At 53.2% G+C, this 20,012-nt stretch carries 18 protein-coding genes; 11 read left to right on the plus strand and 7 right to left on the minus strand.

The window, feature by feature from the left end; translation table 11 throughout:
• Nucleotides 1-45 precede the first annotated feature (45 nt).
• The 5 genes from WN53_RS13840 to WN53_RS13860 all read left to right on the plus strand — a co-directional run bounded on the left by WN53_RS13840 (nt 46) and on the right by WN53_RS13860 (nt 5,511).
• Nucleotides 46-2,619 carry a fimbria/pilus outer membrane usher protein gene (locus WN53_RS13840; RefSeq protein ID WP_024486248.1) on the plus strand — a complete coding sequence of 858 codons (2,574 nt, stop codon included), beginning with the start codon at nt 46-48 and terminating at the stop codon, nt 2,617-2,619.
• Nucleotides 2,620-2,654: 35 nt separating this feature from the next.
• Nucleotides 2,655-3,656 (plus strand): fimbrial protein, encoded by a 1,002-nt coding sequence (locus WN53_RS28670; RefSeq protein ID WP_158645282.1) that lies wholly within the window; start codon nt 2,655-2,657, stop codon nt 3,654-3,656.
• Nucleotides 3,657-3,683: 27 nt separating this feature from the next.
• Nucleotides 3,684-4,202, plus strand: coding sequence for a fimbrial protein (locus WN53_RS13850; protein WP_024486246.1), 519 nt, complete (start codon nt 3,684-3,686; stop codon nt 4,200-4,202).
• Between the two features lie 28 nt (nt 4,203-4,230).
• Entirely contained in the window at nt 4,231-4,740 is a 510-nt protein-coding gene (locus WN53_RS13855; protein WP_024486245.1) for a fimbrial protein, read from the plus strand.
• 138 nt (nt 4,741-4,878) lie between these two features.
• Entirely contained in the window at nt 4,879-5,511 is a 633-nt protein-coding gene (locus WN53_RS13860; RefSeq protein ID WP_024486244.1) for a winged helix-turn-helix transcriptional regulator, read from the plus strand.
• Nucleotides 5,512-5,580: 69 nt separating this feature from the next.
• Here the strand turns inward: WN53_RS13860 and alr are convergent, their stop codons facing one another.
• Together alr and WN53_RS13870 are read right to left on the minus strand one after the other, a co-directional pair.
• Nucleotides 5,581-6,810 carry an alanine racemase gene (gene alr, locus WN53_RS13865; RefSeq protein ID WP_024486243.1) on the minus strand — a complete coding sequence of 410 codons (1,230 nt, stop codon included), beginning with the start codon at nt 6,808-6,810 and terminating at the stop codon, nt 5,581-5,583.
• A gap of 841 nt (nt 6,811-7,651) precedes the next feature.
• On the minus strand, nt 7,652-8,023 hold the full coding sequence (locus WN53_RS13870; RefSeq protein ID WP_024486881.1) for a VOC family protein: 372 nt from the start codon (nt 8,021-8,023) through the stop codon (nt 7,652-7,654).
• A 447-nt stretch (nt 8,024-8,470) separates the two neighbouring features.
• Between WN53_RS13870 and WN53_RS13875 the strand changes: the two genes are divergently transcribed.
• From WN53_RS13875 to tynA, 3 genes are all read left to right on the plus strand, one after another.
• Nucleotides 8,471-8,668: a DUF4762 family protein gene (locus tag WN53_RS13875; protein ID WP_046808084.1), complete on the plus strand. Its 198-nt coding sequence runs from the start codon at nt 8,471-8,473 to the stop codon at nt 8,666-8,668.
• Between the two features lie 295 nt (nt 8,669-8,963).
• Complete coding sequence (feaR, locus tag WN53_RS13880) at nt 8,964-9,878, plus strand: transcriptional regulator FeaR (protein WP_024486880.1); 915 nt, start codon at nt 8,964-8,966, stop codon at nt 9,876-9,878.
• Nucleotides 9,879-10,045: 167 nt separating this feature from the next.
• Nucleotides 10,046-12,337 carry a primary-amine oxidase gene (gene tynA / locus WN53_RS13885; RefSeq protein WP_046808468.1) on the plus strand — a complete coding sequence of 764 codons (2,292 nt, stop codon included), beginning with the start codon at nt 10,046-10,048 and terminating at the stop codon, nt 12,335-12,337.
• Nucleotides 12,338-13,117: 780 nt separating this feature from the next.
• On the opposite strand, the gene WN53_RS13890 is transcribed toward tynA, so the two are convergent.
• The 5 genes from WN53_RS13890 to WN53_RS13905 form a co-directional block, all read right to left on the minus strand.
• Nucleotides 13,118-14,611, minus strand: a complete 1,494-nt coding sequence (locus tag WN53_RS13890; RefSeq protein WP_024483876.1) for an aldehyde dehydrogenase family protein — start codon at nt 14,609-14,611, stop codon at nt 13,118-13,120.
• A gap of 111 nt (nt 14,612-14,722) precedes the next feature.
• Nucleotides 14,723-15,322: a tellurite resistance methyltransferase TehB gene (gene tehB / locus WN53_RS13895; RefSeq protein ID WP_024483877.1), complete on the minus strand. Its 600-nt coding sequence runs from the start codon at nt 15,320-15,322 to the stop codon at nt 14,723-14,725.
• Nucleotides 15,323-15,451: 129 nt separating this feature from the next.
• Nucleotides 15,452-17,131, minus strand: a complete 1,680-nt coding sequence (locus WN53_RS13900) for an alpha-keto acid decarboxylase family protein (protein WP_024483878.1) — start codon at nt 17,129-17,131, stop codon at nt 15,452-15,454.
• 115 nt (nt 17,132-17,246) lie between these two features.
• The gene (locus tag WN53_RS28675) at nt 17,247-17,444 is read right to left on the minus strand and encodes a hypothetical protein (RefSeq protein WP_152526581.1); all 198 of its coding nucleotides are present in this window, start codon (nt 17,442-17,444) and stop codon (nt 17,247-17,249) included.
• 75 nt (nt 17,445-17,519) lie between these two features.
• Nucleotides 17,520-18,227 (minus strand): DUF554 domain-containing protein, encoded by a 708-nt coding sequence (locus WN53_RS13905; RefSeq protein ID WP_024483879.1) that lies wholly within the window; start codon nt 18,225-18,227, stop codon nt 17,520-17,522.
• A 246-nt stretch (nt 18,228-18,473) separates the two neighbouring features.
• On the opposite strand from WN53_RS13905, the gene pagP reads away from it, so the two are divergent.
• From pagP to WN53_RS13920, 3 genes are all read left to right on the plus strand, one after another.
• Nucleotides 18,474-19,064 (plus strand): lipid IV(A) palmitoyltransferase PagP, encoded by a 591-nt coding sequence (pagP, locus tag WN53_RS13910; protein WP_024483880.1) that lies wholly within the window; start codon nt 18,474-18,476, stop codon nt 19,062-19,064.
• A 129-nt stretch (nt 19,065-19,193) separates the two neighbouring features.
• Nucleotides 19,194-19,685, plus strand: a complete 492-nt coding sequence (locus WN53_RS13915; protein ID WP_024483881.1) for a YjjA family protein — start codon at nt 19,194-19,196, stop codon at nt 19,683-19,685.
• A 51-nt stretch (nt 19,686-19,736) separates the two neighbouring features.
• Complete coding sequence (locus WN53_RS13920; protein WP_024483882.1) at nt 19,737-19,997, plus strand: putative hemolysin; 261 nt, start codon at nt 19,737-19,739, stop codon at nt 19,995-19,997.
• The last annotated feature ends 15 nt before the right edge of the window (nt 19,998-20,012 follow it).

A 20,012-nucleotide genomic window follows, 5' to 3' on the forward strand; every position in this document is an offset into this window, starting at 1 on the left:
GGACACAGGGTTGTTCTTCGCCCTGCAGGCAACGGAGTAAAACGGATGAATACCCCTAAAAGTCGGGCCAGACTTACCCCACAGCCGCGTATCAGCCGGTTGGCGTATTTGATTGCTGCTCAATTAACGATGCTGGGTTGCGTCTCCTTTGGCGCGCAGGCCCGTGACTACTTTAACCCGGCGATGCTGGAGATTGACAACCCGCATCAGGGCAGTACCGATCTGACTGTGTTTGAAGACGGGGCCAACCAGGCTCCGGGCACTTACCGGGTTGATATCTATCTTAACAATGAAAGCCAGGATACGCGCGACGTCGAGTTCCGCATGCAGAAAGACGCTAGCGGCAAAGAGAGCTTGCAGCCGTGTTTGAGCGTCGCATCGTTGAATGCCATGGGCGTGAAAACCGATCTGTTTCCCGGCTTGGGTGATGCCAAGGGCGAGTGTGCCAACCTGAGCGGTATCCCACAGGCCAGTGCTGAATTCCGTTTTAGTGCTCAGCAACTGTTGCTGGGCGTCCCGCAGGCGGCTATCTCGCAGAAGGCGCGGGGTTATGTCCCGGAGAACCAATGGGATAACGGTATCCCCGCACTGTTACTTAACTACAGTCTGAGCGGCTCCAACAATTATGCTCGCAATGGCGATGGCCGTGATGATAACAGCCAGTACGCCAACCTGCGCCCGGGCATCAACCTGGGGCCATGGCGTCTGCGTAACTACACGACCTACAACCGCGACAGTAATGGCCAAGGCAAGTGGGATACGGTCTATACCTACGCGCAGCGCAATATTGTCGCGTTGAAAAGCCAGTTGACGCTGGGTGACAGCAGTTCACCGAGTGACGTGTTCGATAGCGTCCCGTTCCGTGGGGCACAACTGGCTTCGGACGATGACATGATGCCGGACAGCCTGAAAGGCTATGCGCCGGTGGTACGCGGTATTGCTCGTACCAATGCGCAGGTGATTATCCGCCAGAACGGCTACGTGATTTACCAGAGCTATGTGGCTCCAGGCGCGTTTGAAATCAATGATATGTTCCCGACTGGGGGCAGTGGTGACCTGTTCGTTACAATCAAGGAAGCCGATGGTAGCGAACAGTTGTTGGTGGTGCCGTTTGCCTCATTGCCCGTCTTACAGCGTGAAGGTCGCCTGAAGTACAGCGCCACCAGTGGGCAGTACCGTTCTTATGACGGCAGCGTGGACAAAACCAGTTTCGGTCAGGGGACGGCGATTTACGGTTTGCCACGTGGCTTTACTGCCTATGGTGGTGGGCAGTTTGCCAGCAAGTACCAGTCGGTGGCGCTGGGCGTAGGTAAAAACCTCGGTGACTTTGGGGCATTTTCTACCGACGTTACCCAGGCGTGGTCAACGATGCAAGACCGGGCAAAAGACAATGGCCAGTCGTGGCGTATCCGCTACAGCAAAAACATTGTGCAGACCGGTACCAACTTTGCCATTGCCGGTTATCGCTATTCGACGGACGGTTACTACAGCCTGCAGGAAGTGCTGGATACCTACCGCGATCGCCAGTTCAGCATGCCGCTTAACGAACGCAAGCGTAACCGTACCGAACTGACCATGACCCAGAGCCTGTGGCAAGGGGCAGGATCGCTTTCACTGAGCCTGGTAACTGAAGACTATTGGAATTCAGATCGTACCATGCGTTCTATCGGTACCGGTTACAGCAATAGCTGGAATGGCATCAGTTATGGCTTGAACTACAGCTACAACGAGAACGCGAGCGCCAGCAACGGCAGCGGCAAGGTGTATGACCGTGACCAGGTGTTTGCCTTTAACGTCAGTATCCCGCTGGATCGCTGGCTGAAAAACACTTATGCCAGCTACAACGTGAACAGCAGTCAGCAAGGGGGGACCACCAACACGGTGGGCCTCAACGGTACGGCACTTGCGGACAACAACCTGAGCTGGAGCGCACAGCAAGGCTATGGCAGCCAGGGCGTGGGTAACAGCGGCAACTTGAACGCCGACTATCGTGGCACCTACGGGGAAGTGAATGCCGGATATGCCTATGATAACAACAGCCGACGCGTGAACTATGGTGTGCAGGGCGGGATCGTGGTACATCAGGACGGTATCACTTTTGGTCAGCCGATGGGGGAGACCATTGCGTTGGTGAAAGCACCGGGCGCCAGGGGGGTAGGCGTCAGCAACCAGACCGGGGTGAAAACCGACTGGCGGGGTTACGCCATCGTGCCGTACACCAGTCCGTACCGCAAAAACCAGGTACAGCTGAATACCGCAACGTTGCCGGATAACGTCGACCTGACGCTGACCAGCCAAAATGTGGTACCGACCCGCGGTGCTGTAGTGCGGGCCAATTTCGAGGCCAATGTGGGCCAGCGTGTATTGATGACGCTGCTCCGAACTGGCGGCGCGCCAGTGCCGTTTGGTGCCACGGTGAGCGATCCTGCGCAGAAAACCACACAGGGCTTTATCGTCGGCGATGCGGGCCAGGTCTATCTGACTGGTCTGGCGGACAGCGGTTCGCTCACAGTGAAGTGGGGGGCAGGAGCAGACCAACAGTGTCAGGTGAGTTACTCCCTGGTGAAAAAAACAACAGAGAATGCTGGCGTTCAGACCCTGAATGAGCAGTGTCGGTGAGGTTGTCAATGCGAAATAACAGAATGAATCGATGGATGAGAGTCCGTAGTGTGCTAGTGCTGCTGGTCTGTGGGTGGTTATTGATTAATACGGCTAGAGCAGGTTGCACAAATAACTATGATGTTAGAGTTCCCGTATCCACGATGACGTTTAATATCCCATCTTTCGGCATTTCCACTGAAAATCCTGTGGGTGATTGGTGGCAGGTTTCTGCTCAGTTGATAACCAACTGTACGGAGCAAATATATGGTTTAACCGCATTTGGTTATATTTCCTCATCAGGTCTGACTTATTCGGATGGAGGCGTGGTCTATAATGTCTATAACACCGGAACACCAGGAATCGGTTTTATTGCCGCTATCAGCGATTCATTCAGTGGTGTTTTTTATCCTATGCCAATAGATAATGTTGCAACTACACCCTATACCGGTAATCCATATGGAACATCAGTATCTGTGACCGTCAAAGTAAAATTCATCACCACGGCCGCATTGACGCCGGGCGTATACAGTATTCCGGCATTAACCTTGATGGGGGTTAACGGGACAAGTAGTAACCAAACAGGGGTTAATGGGCAAGGGTTGGCTGTCACTAATCCATTTAATATTAATGTGATAGCTAATTCCTGTAGCGTAGATGTGGGGTCACAAAACCAATCGGTAACGCTGGACGATGTTACAGGCAATGACTTACCCGCGGTGGGGTCAACGGCCAAAGATAAAACATTTAACGTATTGCTGAATTGCCAGCCACAAGTAGCGATCTACGTGTTATTAAACGGCACACCAAATCCAGATACGGGAGCTGATGGGGTGCTCCAGGTGAGTAATGCGGGAATGGCTGGGACTTCAAGAGGCATTGGCATTCAGATATTAAATAATGATATCCCGCTGCCCATTGGCGCTAATATACCAACAAGGTATACCAGCGGTGGCCAGGAAAATATCCCATTTACGGCGCGTTATTATCGTACTCTGACTGATGTAACGGCGGGTACAGCTAATACGATTGCCACCTTGAATGTTAACTATCGATAGATAAATGTCACCTAAAAAGGATTTATTATGAAAGCAGTAGTGAAGCATGTGCTATTAGTCTTATTAGCTATGGCTATGGGGTATAATAACGCGATAGCCGATCCGGTCAATATCAATATTACCGGGAATGTTGTGGCTTCGCCCTGTGTGGTGAATAACAACAATAGCGACCTTAACGTTGATCTAGGCACCAGCATTCAAGCCAATACGCTGGAGACTGCCGGTGCAGGGACGACACCTAAGGCGTTTAATCTGTTGTTAACCTCCTGCCCGGTAGGGACGAGCAATGTTACGGTGACCTTTACCGGTACGGCTGCTGCGGCTCCGCAAACCAATATGTACCTCAATACGGGGGTTGCAACCCCGCTGGCGGTTGAATTATCCAGTGGTGGTACGATTTTGGGCAACAGCAGCACCCTGACTCAAGCGGTACAGGCGGACAGAACCGTAACCTATGCGCTGAGTGCCCGTGCCGTGACACCGACCGGTAACGTAATGCCAGGCAGTATCATTGCATTGGTGCAAGCCAACTTTACCTATAACTAAGCCCGTCGTTGCGCAAGGAGATGCCTGAATGAGCGAACTGATAACGCGTACATTGCTAATCATCGTGGCGGGAATAATGAGTAGTGCCGTTCAGGCTACGGATCTCAATATTAACGGTATAGTGGTGGCAAGCCCCTGTACTGTTGATACCGCCTCGGTCAGTCAGGATGTGGACTTTGGCCAGGTCCGCCTTAACGAAATGAGGGCCGCTGGCAATGCTTCTGATTGGCAGTCGTTTGAGGTTAAGCTGGTTAATTGCCCACCAAGTACCACCTCAGCGACGGTGACTTTTAGCGGTACGCCAGCTACGGCTGATGCAACATTGTATGATAATGCAGGTACTGCGGTGAATGCCGCGGTACAGTTGGCACAGGCGGCCAATAAAACGTTGGTGCAAGGGAACGGTAGTAGCATGACCGTATCGGTTGATGCACAGCATAATGCCACTTACGCCTTGGCCGGGCGGCTGATGAGCTTCAGCGATACCGGCCCCGGTACTTTCAGCAGCATAGTGCAGATGGCTTTCACTTATCAGTAATCATAGGATCCCACGGCGGTTTCGAACGCTGCCGTGCGGGGCCTGGTTTTTGTCTAGGTCAGGGGGCCTGGCTCTTGGCCAGAATATGCTAGATTTAAGCTAATCTTAACCACTTGGCTGCATGCGCTGACAAACACTATGACCAGGAAAGCTGAGCCGTTTCCCCATGATTATGCCGCGACGATCGAACTGTTTGAAAAACTGAGCCCCCATGCTTCTTTTGACATGATTCCTTCTGGAACCCGGCTCTACCCTTTTAAAGATGGGGTTTCGTATTGTTATCTTATCCGTAGTGGGATCTGCGGATTCCATCATAGCGCCGATGAGATCCTCATCAGCATACTGCGTGTTCCCGGCATTGTCGGGATCGGTGGCATCGTTGATGCGGAAGGGGGGATATTTATCCAGACTCAAAGCGAGGCCGAAATTGCCACCCTCACTTTATCGGAGGCGAGGCAACTGGTTTCGCGGCTCAATTTGTGGGAGCTGCTATCCCGGCATATATTCAGGGCAACACACCGGTTGTTTACTTTGGGCACCTATCTTGCGGCCCCCAGCGCATATGAAGTTCTGCGCTTTCAACTGATAGAGTTGATGGGCGAGCCAGCGCAATTCCGAGAGCGTATTTCTGCCTCCCAGTATATTCAGCAAAAAACTCACCTATCACGCAGTAGTATCATGAAGATCCTCGCGCAACTGAAGCAAGGGGGATATGTGAAACTTGAGGATGGCGTGCTGAAGGAGATTTACCACCTGCCGCTCAAATATTGAAACTGACCAAGTTAACTTGTTGCATCGGTTGATCCGGCAATGACGGTTTGCCGTTGCCGGATCTTGGCATCAATCCACCAACACGCGCTTATTGGTCGCGCCCCAGAGGATCGACATCTCGGTAAACAGTGCACCGCTGATGTCTTCGACTTCAGTGGCGGTGATTTCTGCATTACCCTGCTTGCCGAAGAACACCACCTCATCACCAGGAGTGACGCCTTTCACGTCGGTCACATCCACCATCACGGTATTCATCGAGGTTTTGCCCACTACCGGAACCCGCTGCCCCTGGATCAGCACATGACCCGCGTTGCTGAATACCCGGCGATAGCCGTCGGCATAGCCCACAGGGATATTAGCCAATAGCGAATCGCGTTTCAGGGTGTAGGTACGATCGTAACCGACAGTATTGCCTTTAGGGTAATGGTTGAGTGCCGCGATGGATGACTTGAAGGTCATCACGCGTTTATAGTCGTTACTGGCAATGGTATCGCCATAAAACACCCCGCCAACGCGCACCATATCAAGCCAGGACTCTGGTACGGTGAGGGTCGCAAAGGTATTAGCAACGTGTAAGGTCACGTCGCTGCGTTTGATCCCGGTAATGTCTAGCACCTGCTGGGATTGCACCTTAAAGCGGGCAAGATCCTTGCGCACCGCTGCTGCATCTTCCTCAGGATAGTGGGACATGATGCCGACCATTTTCAGATGAGGTAATGCAGAGATAGCCTTGGCTTCAGCCAATCCGGCAGCTTCGCTGACTTCCAGGCCGTTACGTGACATGCCGCCAGAGTTCAGTGCCAAATGAAAACGTAGGGTTTTGCCCTGCTGGGCGGCAATGGCATCCAGGCGCTTCGCCATTTCCAGATTACCGATCAGCTCTTCGGTGTCATAGTCGGTAGCCTGGCGCATTTCTGCTTCGGTGGCATTGCGCACGCGCATCAGGCGGCCTTTAAAGCCGAGTTCGCGCACGGTTTGCAGCTCTTGGTTACTAGCCACGCCAATACACTGCACGTGATTTTTGATCATCACGGGTGCCACCAGCGAAAGGTCGTGCCCGTAGGCATCGCCTTTCAAAATGGCGCAAAGGGTAGTTTTATCGCCCAACAGTTGCTGAATCTTGTGGGTGTTATATTCCAGCGCGCTTTGTGAGATTTCCAACCGGGCATTGCTGATTACTGCTGGTGAACTTTTAGCCGTAGCGGCGAGGGAATGAGTGGGGTTGGTGGCAGTAGGTTGATGGCAAGCCACCAACGTTAATAGCGGTATTAAGACTAAATGGCGTAAATGTAGCGGCATATTCCCTTCCTGGTGAAATAAAAAAGAGTTTTTATCAGCCTCAGTCAGTTTTTTTATCTGATTTGACGGCGGGTGTGGCTGAGCGATCAGCGGCATTAAATAAATGATAAAAGTGACTTTTTGTCAAATTTATTAATAATCTACAAGAGTGGAAAAGGATGCGGGTAATAAATGGAGCTATTGGGTTTTCCCCTCACCCCAACCCTCTCCCACAGGGAGAGGGAGCTGATAGTTCCAGCTCTTTTAGACGTAAATAGATAATCTCAGAAAACTCGATCGCCCCCTCATTCATGGTATGTCGCCGAATTTTCAGAACCACATCAGTGCGTAAGAAGAAAGATTGGGTATTATGCAGAGCAATCAATGAACTCGATCTGATCCCCTCTCCCACAAGGCGAGGGAGCTGATAGTCCCAGCTCTTTTAGACGTAAATAGATAATCTCAGAAAACTCGATCGCCCCCTCATTCATGGTATGTCGCCGAATTTTCAGAACCACATCAGGGCGTAAGAAGAAAGATTGGGTATTATGCAGAGCAATCAATGAACTCGATCTGATCCCCTCTCCCACAAGGCGAGGGAGCTGATAGCCCCAGCTCTTTTAGACGTAAATAGATAATCTCAGAAAACTCGATCACCTCCCCATCCATAGCGTGTCGCCGAATTTTCAGAACCACATCAGGGCGTAAGAAGAAAGATTGGGTATTATGCAGAGCAATCAATGAACTCGATCTGATCCCCTCTCCCTTTGGGAGAGGGTTAGGGTGAGGGGCATCATTGGCGTATTGTTATGGCATCAGGCTATAACGTGGGTATACTTGCAAGCGTTATAGCCTGACAGCATTATTTCATGGAATGCAGGCCAATCACGTTGCCTTCACTATCTTTGGCGATGGAAATAAAACCATTTTCGCCGATGGCAAATTTTTCTTTCAGGATTTCACCGCCGTTTGGGACAATGCGGCTTTCTTCTACGGCGCAATCCTCACATGACAGATAAACCATGGTGCCACCTGCTCCAACTGGCACACCAGCCATTTTTACCAGTGCGCCGCCAGACCCTTCCCCACCTTCCTGGTAAGGGAATATTAGGTATTCCATGCCCTCGGCTTCCAGTTTTTCTAACCGCGTGTTGAATACTGCCTCATAGAATTTCTTTGCTCGTGGCATATCAGTAACATAAATTTCAAACCAGCTAACGATATTTTTATTCATGGTATTCTCCAGTGGTATTGATTGTTGTTCCTGGTTGGTTATGTTACATGTACTGTTTATTTATACAGTGATATAGATCACGTAATCAACTCGTGTTTGGTCTGCTGCTGGGGACTGACCAGGACGAACGCTATTCAATAAAGCCCAATGCGATGATAAATTATCAGCTGGGTTTATTCCTGTTACCGATATTGTAATATCTTATGCCAGATATTTTTTTATTAATCATACAATGAACGTATATTTAGGGTTTTTAATTATGGATTATTCTTGTTTTTAATCAAGACCAATCCATAACGTAGGGCAGGTAAGGCTTTAATGTTGACTGTGGATTTATTCTATTATTATAATTTATTCGCTTTAAGACGATTATATCTCGTCACACTAAAGTTATTTTCTAGTAAAATAGTGAAAGTTCATTTTGGTAATTACTATAAGGATATATTTATGAAAAAATTAAACGCATCTGAAGTTTCAAATGTTATTGGTGGTTATGTACTTGGTTGTGTTATTACCTATGAGCGTCAAATCACAGGTACCGGTACCTCTGCGGTAACCGTTTGCCGTCGCGTTGCCACCTGCCAAGGCAAGTTCGGTGATTTTTTGACTCGTGAACCAGCCGATCTGGCTCGCTGCGGTGCTTAATCGCAAGTAATCGTTAAGGTACGGCACTACGGATGGTGTCGTACCTTTCCTTTTCACCCCCATATTCTCTTCTTCTTTCTGCGATTATTTATAGCAATTATCCCCGCGACGAAAGCTATCCTTTATCTGTAGTTTGTGATCTCAGCATCAAACCCCCTGAACAATGTTGAACGTATGTTATCGGTTTGTTATGTTAATTTTCTGGCGGATGCCCACATTGCCGCAGCTATCGGGGCATGCTGCTCAGTACGATAAGCCTGTTCTCTTTTGTTACTTATGTTTCAAGGGGTTAATCATGGTGGTTGCTACCCGGCTCGCTGATGCCAGTTTTGAACAGTGGTTAGGCCAAATCAATTCTGCCTGTGGCCGGTTTTGTGCCAAAACCCTGGCACCTGGGTTTGCCGGTGCGATCCAGGAGTTCCACACCCATGCATTACGCCTGAGCGTAGTCGATGCTGCCCAGACCCGGCTTTACCGCACCCGCCGCGAAGTAGAGCAAAGTGACGGTTGCCACTTTTTTACCGTATTCCAACTGCGTGGCCAGTCGGTTATGGAGCAGGGCGATCGGCAGGCGGTGCTGTCTGCCGGGGATATCACCCTGATTGACGCCGCGCAGCCCAGCAGCTTTACCTACCAACAGGGTTCCCGCCAGTTATCACTGTTGCTGCCGCGTAGTTATCTCGAGCAGCAGCTGCGTTTTACCGATCTGCCCTGTGCGCGGCGTATTGCCGCCGATAACGCAGTGGCTAAACTCAGCCAGCAGTTAGTGTTGGGCAGTATGCAGAATACGCAGATGAGCCGCCTGGAGAGCGAAGCGGTGCTTAACGCCGTGGCCACCTTGTTACAACCTGCCTTGATGGAGCAAGACGAGGGGCAAGATAGCCATGAGCGCATTTTTACCCGTTCGCTGGCGTTTATCGATCAGCATATTCAGTCCGAACAGCTGCGCCCAGAATGGGTTGCCAGTGAAATCGGCGTCTCCGTGCGTAGCCTGTACCGGCTATTTGCCCGCAAGGGGCTGGTGGTGGCGCAGTACATTAAAAACCGTCGTCTGGATCTCTGCGCCCAGGTTTTGCGCCAGGCCAAGGAGCGGCAAAAGCTGGCCAATATTGGTTATGACTGGGGATTTACCGATCACAGCCATTTCTCCACCGCCTTCAAAGCCCGTTTTGGCGTCTCACCGAGCGCGTACCGCAAGCAGTATCTGTAACCCCGCCTGGATGATTTGCCAGCAGATTGTCAGGAGTGGCAAATCGGATGGCAAGCACAACAAAATATCCCCAGTGAAGAGTTGCTATGGTGAATTGGGGCCCCGTAAAACGGGCTCATCACAACAACAACGGCGGTAATGTCTCTTTGATGGGTGACGGGGGAAAGATGGTAGCTAACACAACAACAATCAAAACCAAACGTCTGCCAGCGGCGATTGCGCTGGCGTTAGGCTTGCTGATCGGCGCGGGTTGGCAGACAGCGGCGTTGGCACATGGCGCTGCGGCACACATGGTTCCGCTGCAAAAAACGCTGGAGGAGTTTGGTGCCAGCGTGCAGTGGGATGACTACGCCCGCATGTTCGTTATCGTGAAAGACGGCGCCTATGTGAAGGTCAAACCGGATAGCCGCGAAGCCATCGTTAACGGCAAGCCGCTGAGATTACAGGTGCCGGTGGTGTTCAAGGGTAAAACGGCCTATATGTCCGACGAGTTTATCAACGAAGTGTTCCAATCCGGCCTGGATCAGACCTTTGCGGTGGAACATCGGGCCCATCCGCTAAATCCCTTGAGTGCGGCTGAGATTAACGCGGCGGTCGCTATCATCAAGGCGGCCCCGGAGTATAAAAACAACGTGCGCTTTACCGAAATCTCGCTGCGTGAACCGGAAAAAAGCCAGGTCTGGCAGTTCGTGCTAGGCGGTCGCGACGTACAGCAGCCCCGGCAGGCCGACATCACGCTGCTCGACGGGGTACACGTGATTGAAACCGTGGTCGATCTGCAACAGAAAAAAGTGCTGTCCTGGCAGCCGATCAAAGACGCTCAGGGAATGGTGCTGCTGGATGACTTCGCCAGCGTTCAGAGCATTATCAACGCCAGTAAAGAGTATGCCGAAGCCCTGAAGAAACATGGCGTTGCGGACCCGAGCAAAGTGATCACCACGCCGCTGACCGTTGGCTATTTTGATGGCAAAGATGGCCTGCAACAGGACCAACGCCTGCTGAAAGTGGTCAGCTATCTCGACGTTGGCGATGGCAACTACTGGGCTCATCCGATCGAAAACCTGGTAGCAGTGGTCGACCTCGAACAGAAGAAAATCATCAAAATTGAAGAGGGGCCGGTGATCCCGGTGCCGATGAAGCCAACGCCGTATGACGGACGCGATCGTAAGGCCCCGAAAATCAAACCGTTGGATATTATTGAGCCGGAAGGCAAAAACTACACCATCACCGGCAACACCATCCACTGGCAGAACTGGGATTTCCACCTGCATCTGAATTCCCGCGTCGGGCCGGTGATCTCAACCGTGACCTATAACGATAACGGCCGTAAGCGCAAGGTGATGTATGAAGGGTCGCTGGGCGGCATGATCGTGCCTTATGGCGATCCGGACGTGGGCTGGTATTTCAAAGCCTATCTGGATGCCGGGGATTACGGCATGGGCACGCTAACCTCACCGATTGCTCTTGGCAAAGATGCACCCCAAAACGCGGTGTTGCTGGATGAAACCATCGCCGATTACACCGGCAAGCCGACCGCTATTCCACGGGCCATCGCCATCTTTGAGCGTTACGCCGGGCCGGAGTACAAGCATCAGGAAATGGGGCAGCCGAATATCAGCACCGAACGCCGTGAACTGGTGGTGCGCTGGATCAGTACGGTAGGCAACTACGATTACATCTTCGACTGGGTTTTCCACCAGAACGGCACCATTGGTATCGACGCTGGGGCAACGGGTATCGAAGCGGTGAAAGGGGTGAAAGCCAGAACCATGCAGGATCCGACGGCCAAGCAGGATACGCAATATGGCACGCTAATCGATCACAACATTGTGGGCACCACCCATCAGCACATTTACAACTTCCGGCTGGATATGGATGTGGATGGCGAAAATAACAGCCTGGTAGAGTTGAACCCGGATGTGAAGCCTAACGATCGGGGCGGCCCGCGCACCAGCACCATGCAGGTCGATCAGGTGAAGGTCACCACCGAACAGCAGGCGGCACAGAAATTCGATCCTTCCACCATCCGCTTGCTGAGCAACCCGAGCCGGTTGAACAAGATGGGTAACCCGGTTTCCTATCAGTTGATCCCGTATGCGGGCGGTACGCACCCGATCGCCAAGGGGGCCAATTTTGGCAAGGACGAATGGATTTACCACCGTCTGAGCTTTATGGATCGGCAACTGTGGGTGACCCGCTATAACCCGAGTGAACGCTATCCGGAAGGCAAATACCCGAATCGCTCGATCCACGATACCGGGCTGGGCCAGTACACGGCGGACAATCAGCCGATAGACAACACCGACGACGTGGTCTGGCTCACCACCGGCACCACCCATGTGGCGCGAGCGGAAGAGTGGCCGATTATGCCAACCGAGTGGGTGCACGCCTTGCTCAAACCGTGGAACTTCTTCGATGAAACACCAACGCTGAATCTGAATGGGCAAAAGCAGCAGTAAGCCAGGTTGAAGGAGTAGAGGAACAGCGAGCTCCGGCAATCTATTGATTATCCAGACGGGCGCAGCATGCAGCGCCCCTACGGTTTGGTTCTGTTGGCGTTTGTCAGCAGTATGCCAAAGAACGACTCCTGCACCTGAGCCTAACTCCGTACCAGCTCCCTCTCCCTGTGGGAGAGATTGAAGGAGTAGAGGAACAGCGAGCTCCGGCAACCTATTGATTATCCAGACGGGCGCAGCATGCGCCCCTACGGTTTGGTTCTGTTGGCGTTTGTCAGCAGTATGCCAAAGAACGACTCCTGCACCTGAGCCTAACTCCGAACCAGCTCCCTCTCCCTGTGGGAGAGATTGAAGGAGTAGAGGAACAGCGAGCTCCGGCAATCTATTGATTATCCAGACGGGCGCAGCATGCAGCACCCCTACGGTTTGGTTCTGTTGGCGTTTGTCAGCGGTATGCCAAAGAACGACTCCTGCATCTGAGCATAACTCCGAACCAGCTCCCTCTCCCTGTGGGAGAGATTGAAGGAGTAGAGGAACAGCGAGCTCCGGCAACCTATTGATTATCCAGACGGGCGCAGCATGCGCCCCTACGGTTTGGTTCTGTTGGCGTTTGTCAGCAGTATGCCAAAGAACGACTCCTGCACCTGAGCCTAACTCCGTACCAGCTCCCTCTCCCTGTGGGAGAGGGTTGGGGTGAGGGGAAGCAGCGATATCGGGTGACGGCTAATAACACAGGGGGCGAATGAGAATTCGCCCCCTGACTATTTAACGGATGCAGAACGGTTAGTAACGAATACACACCGATTTGGACTCGGTATAAGCATCCAACCAGTCCGGGCCGAAATCACGGCCGCTGCCAGACTGCTTGAAGCCGCCAAACGGCATGTTGGCGTCGATTAACGTATGAGTGTTGACCCACACTGTGCCCGCCTGAATGCGTGGCGTATAAGCCATCGCCGCTTGCAGGCTGGTGGTCCACAGGCTGGCCGTCAGGCCATAGTCGGTATCGTTGGCCTTCTGCAGCGCCTCCTCGGCATCCGCTACGCGGATCAGGTTGACGACCGGGCCAAACACTTCTTCCCGCGCCAGGTTCAGGCTGTCATCGGGATTGATCACCAGCGTTGGGGGAATATAGAAGCCTTGTAAATCAGGCCCGGCGGCACCGGTGATCAACTCGGCGTGTTTGTTGCGGGCATCATCCAGATAGGCGGCCACCTTGTTGCGGTGCTCTTTGGACACCAGCGGGTTGATCTGGGCGTTGCCATCCATCCCCGGCCCGACAGAAAGCGATTTCACTGCCTGCTCAAAACCGGCGACCAGTCGATCGTAAATCGGTGCTTCGATATAGATACGTGAGCTGGCGGCGCAGACCTGCCCCTGGTTGAGGAAGCTGCCGGCCATCAACCCTTCGATCACCTGTTGCAGATCGGCATCTTTCAGTACGATGGCCGGGTTTTTACCGCCCAGTTCTAACGTGACGCGGGTCAACCGATCCGCCGCCGCGCGTGCGATCCCTTTACCCACCGGCGTGGAGCCAGTAAAGCTCACTTTGGCGATCAGCGGATGTTCCGTCAGCGCCTTACCGCAGAGCGCTCCCTTGCCGGTCACCACGTTAAACACGCCCGGTGGCACACCAGCTTCGCTTGCCAGTTCCGCTATACGCAGCAGGGTAAGAGGCGTCGTTTCAGACGGTTTGATGACGATGGAACAGCCTGCGGCCAGGGCTGGCATTACCTTCCACATGCCAATCAGCAGCGGGAAGTTCCAGGGGACAATCCCGGCCACTACGCTGATTGGCTCCTTGCGGGTATAGACCTGATATTTGGCTCCCGGTGGCATCGGAATGGAGACATCCAGGGTTTGGCCGACGATCTTGGTAGTCAGCCCAGCGGTGTAGCGCATCCAGTTCAGCGTGCAACCTACTTCAAAGGCGCGGGAGATGTTGATGGATTTCCCCTGTTCCAGGGTTTCCAACTGGGCCAACTCCTCGGCGTGTTGCTCAACCAGATCGGCGAAGCGCAGTAAAATACGCTCACGTTCGGCGGGTAGGCGCTGTGCCCAAACGCCAGCGGTAAAGGCCTGATGGGCCGAGGTGACCGCCAGTTCCACATCGGCGGCGTTGGCATCGGCGGTGCAGGAGATTTGTTTGCCGTCGGCTGGGTTATAGACCGCCAACCGCGATTCGGCCTGTGAGGTTTGCCATTGGCCGTTGATATACAGGCCGTGCTGACGATCGAGGAAACGGACTACGCTGTCCAGTATGGTCACATTAGGCATACGCCCTCCTAAGGGAATAAACGGATCGTTACCCTTAACAGTCTATAGCGTTATGCCCAACGTGGTTTTCATCTGCCTGACAATCGGTTTGTACTGCGTGACACTTGCTGGCTATTTACGCGCCAGCAAGGTGGCGAAACGCAGTTTGATGCGGTTGCCCTCGGCATCTACGCGGTGCAGCTCGCCGGGGTTCTCGTTATATTTGATGATGTCCCAATCCTGATAATAGTCTGCTAACTCATCCGGTTTGAAGGTGAATGAGAAGGGCACCGTGCAGGGGTAATCTGGCGTATCCATGGCCGCGACGATCAGGTTGTAGCCACCTTTAACCGTGCTGTCTTGCATATTGCGCACAATGTTTGGGATCTGCAGGCGATCCAGGAACATAAACACCACGGTAGACAGGATAAAGTCGTACTGGCCGCTAAAGCGATGAGTATTGAGATCCTGCTCGCTGGCACTGATGTGTGAAAGCTGCTCGGTGGCTATGATCTGGTTTATCGCGGCGATCGACGCAGCGTTTTTGTCCCAGGCGGTGACATCAAAACCTTTCAGGTTGAGATACAGCGAATTGCGGCCGCTGCCGCAGCCCAGATCCAGCGTCTTGCCGGGCGCGATCAGTTTGGCTGCCTCAAGGACTTCGGAATGGGTGGCCGTCAGGGAGTATTTTTGGGTGTAGTAGTTATCTGGCTGGGTGGTCTGCTGATCCATCATGGTGTTCCTCTATATTTAATGTATATAAAATACATCTTTAGTGGCCTTTTGCCTAGCCGTTGAGAGGAGCACAGTATACCCGTTCAGTTTGGCCTGGCGGTATCCCTGCGCCAGGCCCTGGTTTTATCAGGCAATGCGCCTTGGATTGTGCAGCCCAAAGTTAAAGCTGTTGCAGCGGCGGCAGAACTCTTTCATCGCCGGTGGGGAATCCATCATCGGCAATTTCACCTCGATAAACGCCAACTGGTCCTGACGCGAAGCCTGCTCCAGTGCCATCTCCAGCTGTTGGCTGGTTGCTACCGCGACGCAAAACGCCTGAGTCTGCGGGCTTAGCACCGCCGGGAGTTTGGCGTAATCCCACGAGCCGATATCGTTATAAGACGACGTTTCGCCAAGGATATAGCGCTCAATGGTGTAACCGTCGTTATTGATCAGAAAGACGATCGGCTTTTGCTCATGGCGTAACAGCGTTGAGAGCTCCTGGGCGGTGAGCTGGAAGGAGCCATCACCAATAAACAGCAACTGCCGCCGTTGGGGGGCGGCCATCATCGTGCCGAGCAATGCCGGTAAGGTATAGCCGATCGACCCCCAAATCGGTTGGTTGACCACGGTAACGCCGTTTGGCATTCGCATGCCGCCGATCGCTGCACCAGAGGTGCCATTTTCAACGACCAGCACGTCATCCGCCTGAATAAAGCGCCGTATCCGCTGCCAGAAATAGTCCTGATCGAGCGGTTCGCTGCTTGGCTGCGCCAGTTTTTGCTGCGGTCCGGATAGTGGCTTCAGCGGCGGCTGGCTGGTGGCAGGAGCTTTCTCCAGTAGAGCTTGCAGCAGCTCGCTTGCCGTTACCGCAGGGTAGGAAACGTTATCCAGCTTCAGCGAAAAAGGCTGAATATCCACCACCGACTGCTCTGGGATCTGCTGGCTGAAATAGCCGGTGGTGGAATCCACCAGGCGTACGCCAAAGCTGAGGATGCAATCTGATTGGGCCATCAGCTCAAACAACTCGGGGCGAGACAGATCGCCGTTGTAGCCGCTTTGCCAGCCCGGCGTGTTCTCTGAGATCGCACATTTTGCCGTGGGCATATTGGTCAACGGGATGGCGAATTTATCCGCCAGCGCTAACACCTGCGTTTGAAGTTGATATCGTTCGACCATCTGATCGATCAGGATGATTGGCCGTTTAGCACGGTTAATCCGTTCGAGCAGGGCTGCGCTGGCAAGCTGAAGATGGCTGGCATCGCTGCTCGGTAAGCGATACGGGGCAGGATTATCGGCAACCTCAATTTCCACTTCACAAATGTCTGAGGGGAGCTGCAGATAAACCGGTTTCTTACGTTGCCAGGCGCAGGCGATGACCCGCGGGATCTCCGTTGCGGCATTTTCCGGGGTGATGAGCGCCTGCGCCACGGTGAACTGCCGGAAACAGTTCATCACGTTATCAAAATTGCCGTCTGCCAGGGAGTGGTGCAGCAGCGCATTGCCCTGCATGGCGTGCAGCGGTGGCGTACCCGCAATGCAAATCACCGGGGCCGATTCCGCATAGGCTCCGGCAATGCCGGAAAGGGCTGCCAGATCGCCCACGCCATAGGTGGTGATCAACGCCCCAGCGCCTTTGAGGCGGGCATAGCCGTCGGCGGCGTAAGCGGCGTTCAGCTCGTTACAGTTGCCAATGAATTCGCACTCTTGGTCATGCTCGATGGTTTCCAGTAGCGCCAGGTTGTAATCGCCGGGCACGCCGTAGATGCGATCCACTTTCAGGGCGCGCAGCTGTTGCAGGATGAATGAACCTATGGTGATCCTCATTGATTGCTCCACATTCACGTCAATTTATTGTTATTTAACCGCGCGCAGCAGGGAACGGCTGGCGATGTCGCGTGGTTAATCGTTGAAAATGCGAGTCGCTTGTAGGGCGTCAGCATTAACAGTTGGTGAAAGTGGCGGCTTGTTCAAGCTGAGCGGGTTTGGGGGGAGGATTGCCTATCGTATCAAGGAGTTTACGACCCAAAAGGGGTAGCAGCAGCGGTTTTCGCAAGGGGCGGTACTTTTCTTGCATTGATTGCCGCTGGAAATTGCGGCAAGGGCAGAAGCGAAAAGCCAGACGGGTACTTTCCGCCATCTTCACTTCTCTCCTGGCTGGGCGTCAATTTTTCGCTACGCCAGGAGGAAGAAATTTAAAGTGGGAGAGTGGCGCTCAGAAGAACATAATCCAGGCCGCCGAAATCGGCATCGCCAACACCAAGGCTGGCAGCATATTGGCTACCGGGAACAGCTTGATACCACAAATGCGCAAGCCGGTGGCCAACATCATTAACCCGCCAACGGCAGAGAAATCGGCCTGCATCGCCGGTGTGGTCAGCGGCAAAATGAACACGGCGCCAAACGCCAGCGCTAACTGGATGACCAACTGCGGGACGGCGATCAGCGCCACGGCCAGGCCAAGCGTGGAAGCAAAAATCAGCGCGGTGAACAGATCGAGGAAAGATTTGGCGATCAGCACGCTGGCATCCCCGGTCATTCCTTCGTGCATCGAGCCAAAGATGCCGGTGCCGCTGGCGCAGAACAGCACGATAATGGCGACATATGCCTCCAGAAACTCTTTCTGGTCCTCTCTCACAGCGCCTTTGGGAGCCATCAGATTACGGGCCCAGCCTCCGATGCGGCTGATGCCTCGTTCAATGTAGCAAAGCTCGCCAAGCAGTGCTCCCAGCACCAGTGCCAATACCATCACCGGCATATGTGCTACCTTGCCGATCAGCACTACGCCCATCCCCATCGAGGTAATACCAAAGGTCATTGGCAATGCCAGGCGCACCCGCTCCGGCAGCCTATGACCCAACATTGCCCCTGCAATACCCCCGGCCAATATTGCTGCACCATTAATAAATGGACCAATAACCATACCTATCCCTCGGCAAATAAAACCTAAGGTTCCTCCATAAGTCGTTGAGGTGCAAGCAGGATAACCGGAGTTTTCTGACAGACAACGCGTGTACAGGCGCATAACTTGGGCGCGTACGCCAATGAGCACCAAACTTAACCGTCTCTCAACGAGGGGCGATAAAAGCATCGGGCCAGTGAGATACGGCTTGCTCAGGATAGGACGATCGGTAAGAATCCCCGGCTTTATTTTTACAGGAGTTGTGAAATGGTGGTTAAAAGGATCTTGTTAGCCGGGGGGTTGGCGTTGATATTTCCTGCACTGCCTTCCTACGCCGAAGTTAGTGCGGAAAATAGCAATGTCGCGCACGCTGAAGAGCCAGGTTGGTGGGGGCGTTTTACCGGCAACGTGGCGGAAACCTGGAACAACTCGCCTAATAAGGAGCTCTATCTCCCGGCGATCACCTGGCACAACCGCTGGACCTACGACAAGGAAAAGACCGACGAGTACAACGAGCGTCCTTGGGGGGCTGGCTATGGCATCTCACGGTTTGATGCCGATGGTGATTGGCACGCGATCTACCTGATGGCGTTCAAGGACTCTTACAACAAGTGGGAGCCGATCGGTGGTTATGCCTATGAGAAGATCTGGCGGCCGATTGAAGGGGAGGATTTCCGTCTGGGGCTTGGGTTTACCGCCAGCGTGACCGCTCGTGACAACTGGAAATATATCCCGATCCCCGCGCCGCTACCGTTGGCGTCAATTGGTTATAAGCAACTGACTTTCCAGGCCACCTATATTCCGGGTACCTACAACAACGGTAACGTGTTCTTCGGCTGGTTACGCTGGCAGTTCTGATGACTTGCCGAAATTCTGAAAAATGCGCGGTAGCCCGAATAAACGGAACTTGTCGGTTGGCACGGCGTCCGAGCTAAGCGTGGTGTTAATTGCGCCGTCATTTTGCAGTTAAACAGGAGTCTTGCCGTTATGAATACCAAACATCGCTTATTGTTGGCCCTGAGCTTGACCACGGTAATGGCTACGGGCAGTGCCCAGGCCGCCGGGTTGATGGACTCCCTCAGCAGTGCCGCCACAGAACTGAGCAAATCGGGTGGCAGCACCAGCAACGGCGGCATGTCGCTGTCTTCGCTTAGCGGATTACTCAACGGCGGTGATAAAGCATTGAGCTCTTCCAGCATGACCAACGCCGCAGGGATCTTGCAGTACTGCGTGCAGAATAACGTCCTGTCGGCGAACGGCACCGAAGCGGTGAAAGACCAACTGTTGAATAAACTGGGTATCACCAGCACGGCCAATGCCAACAGTGAAGATTATCAGCAAGGTCTGGGTGGCCTGTTGAATACCGGCAAGGGCAACACGCTGGATCTCAATAGCCTTGGCACCTCGCAAATCACCGAGAAGGTGAAGCAGAAAGCCTGCGATCTGGTGCTGAAACAGGGCATGTCCTTTATTTCCTGATCCCTTTGGGGCAGCGATGCTCCTACTCAACTCACGGTGAAGATAATCTCAATGAACAAGATGCTGATACTTTCTCTTTTCGCTAGTGTGGCTTTGTTACAGGGGTGTACGGTGAAAACCAATGATGATGCGCCTGCGCCGCCAAAGGTGATTGGCATGGCAAATCCGGCAGATGTGTATTGCAGCCAGATTGGCGGCAAGCTTAACCCCAAGCAGAATGCTCAGGGGCAGTATTCCACCTGCACCTTGCCTGATGGGCAAGAGATTGAAAGTTGGGAGCTGTTCCGCCGCGACCACCCAGTGAAAAAATAACCCGCTAGGACGGCG

The sequence above is a fragment of the Serratia fonticola genome (assembly GCF_001006005.1).
Lineage (GTDB): Bacteria > Pseudomonadota > Gammaproteobacteria > Enterobacterales > Enterobacteriaceae > Chania > Chania fonticola.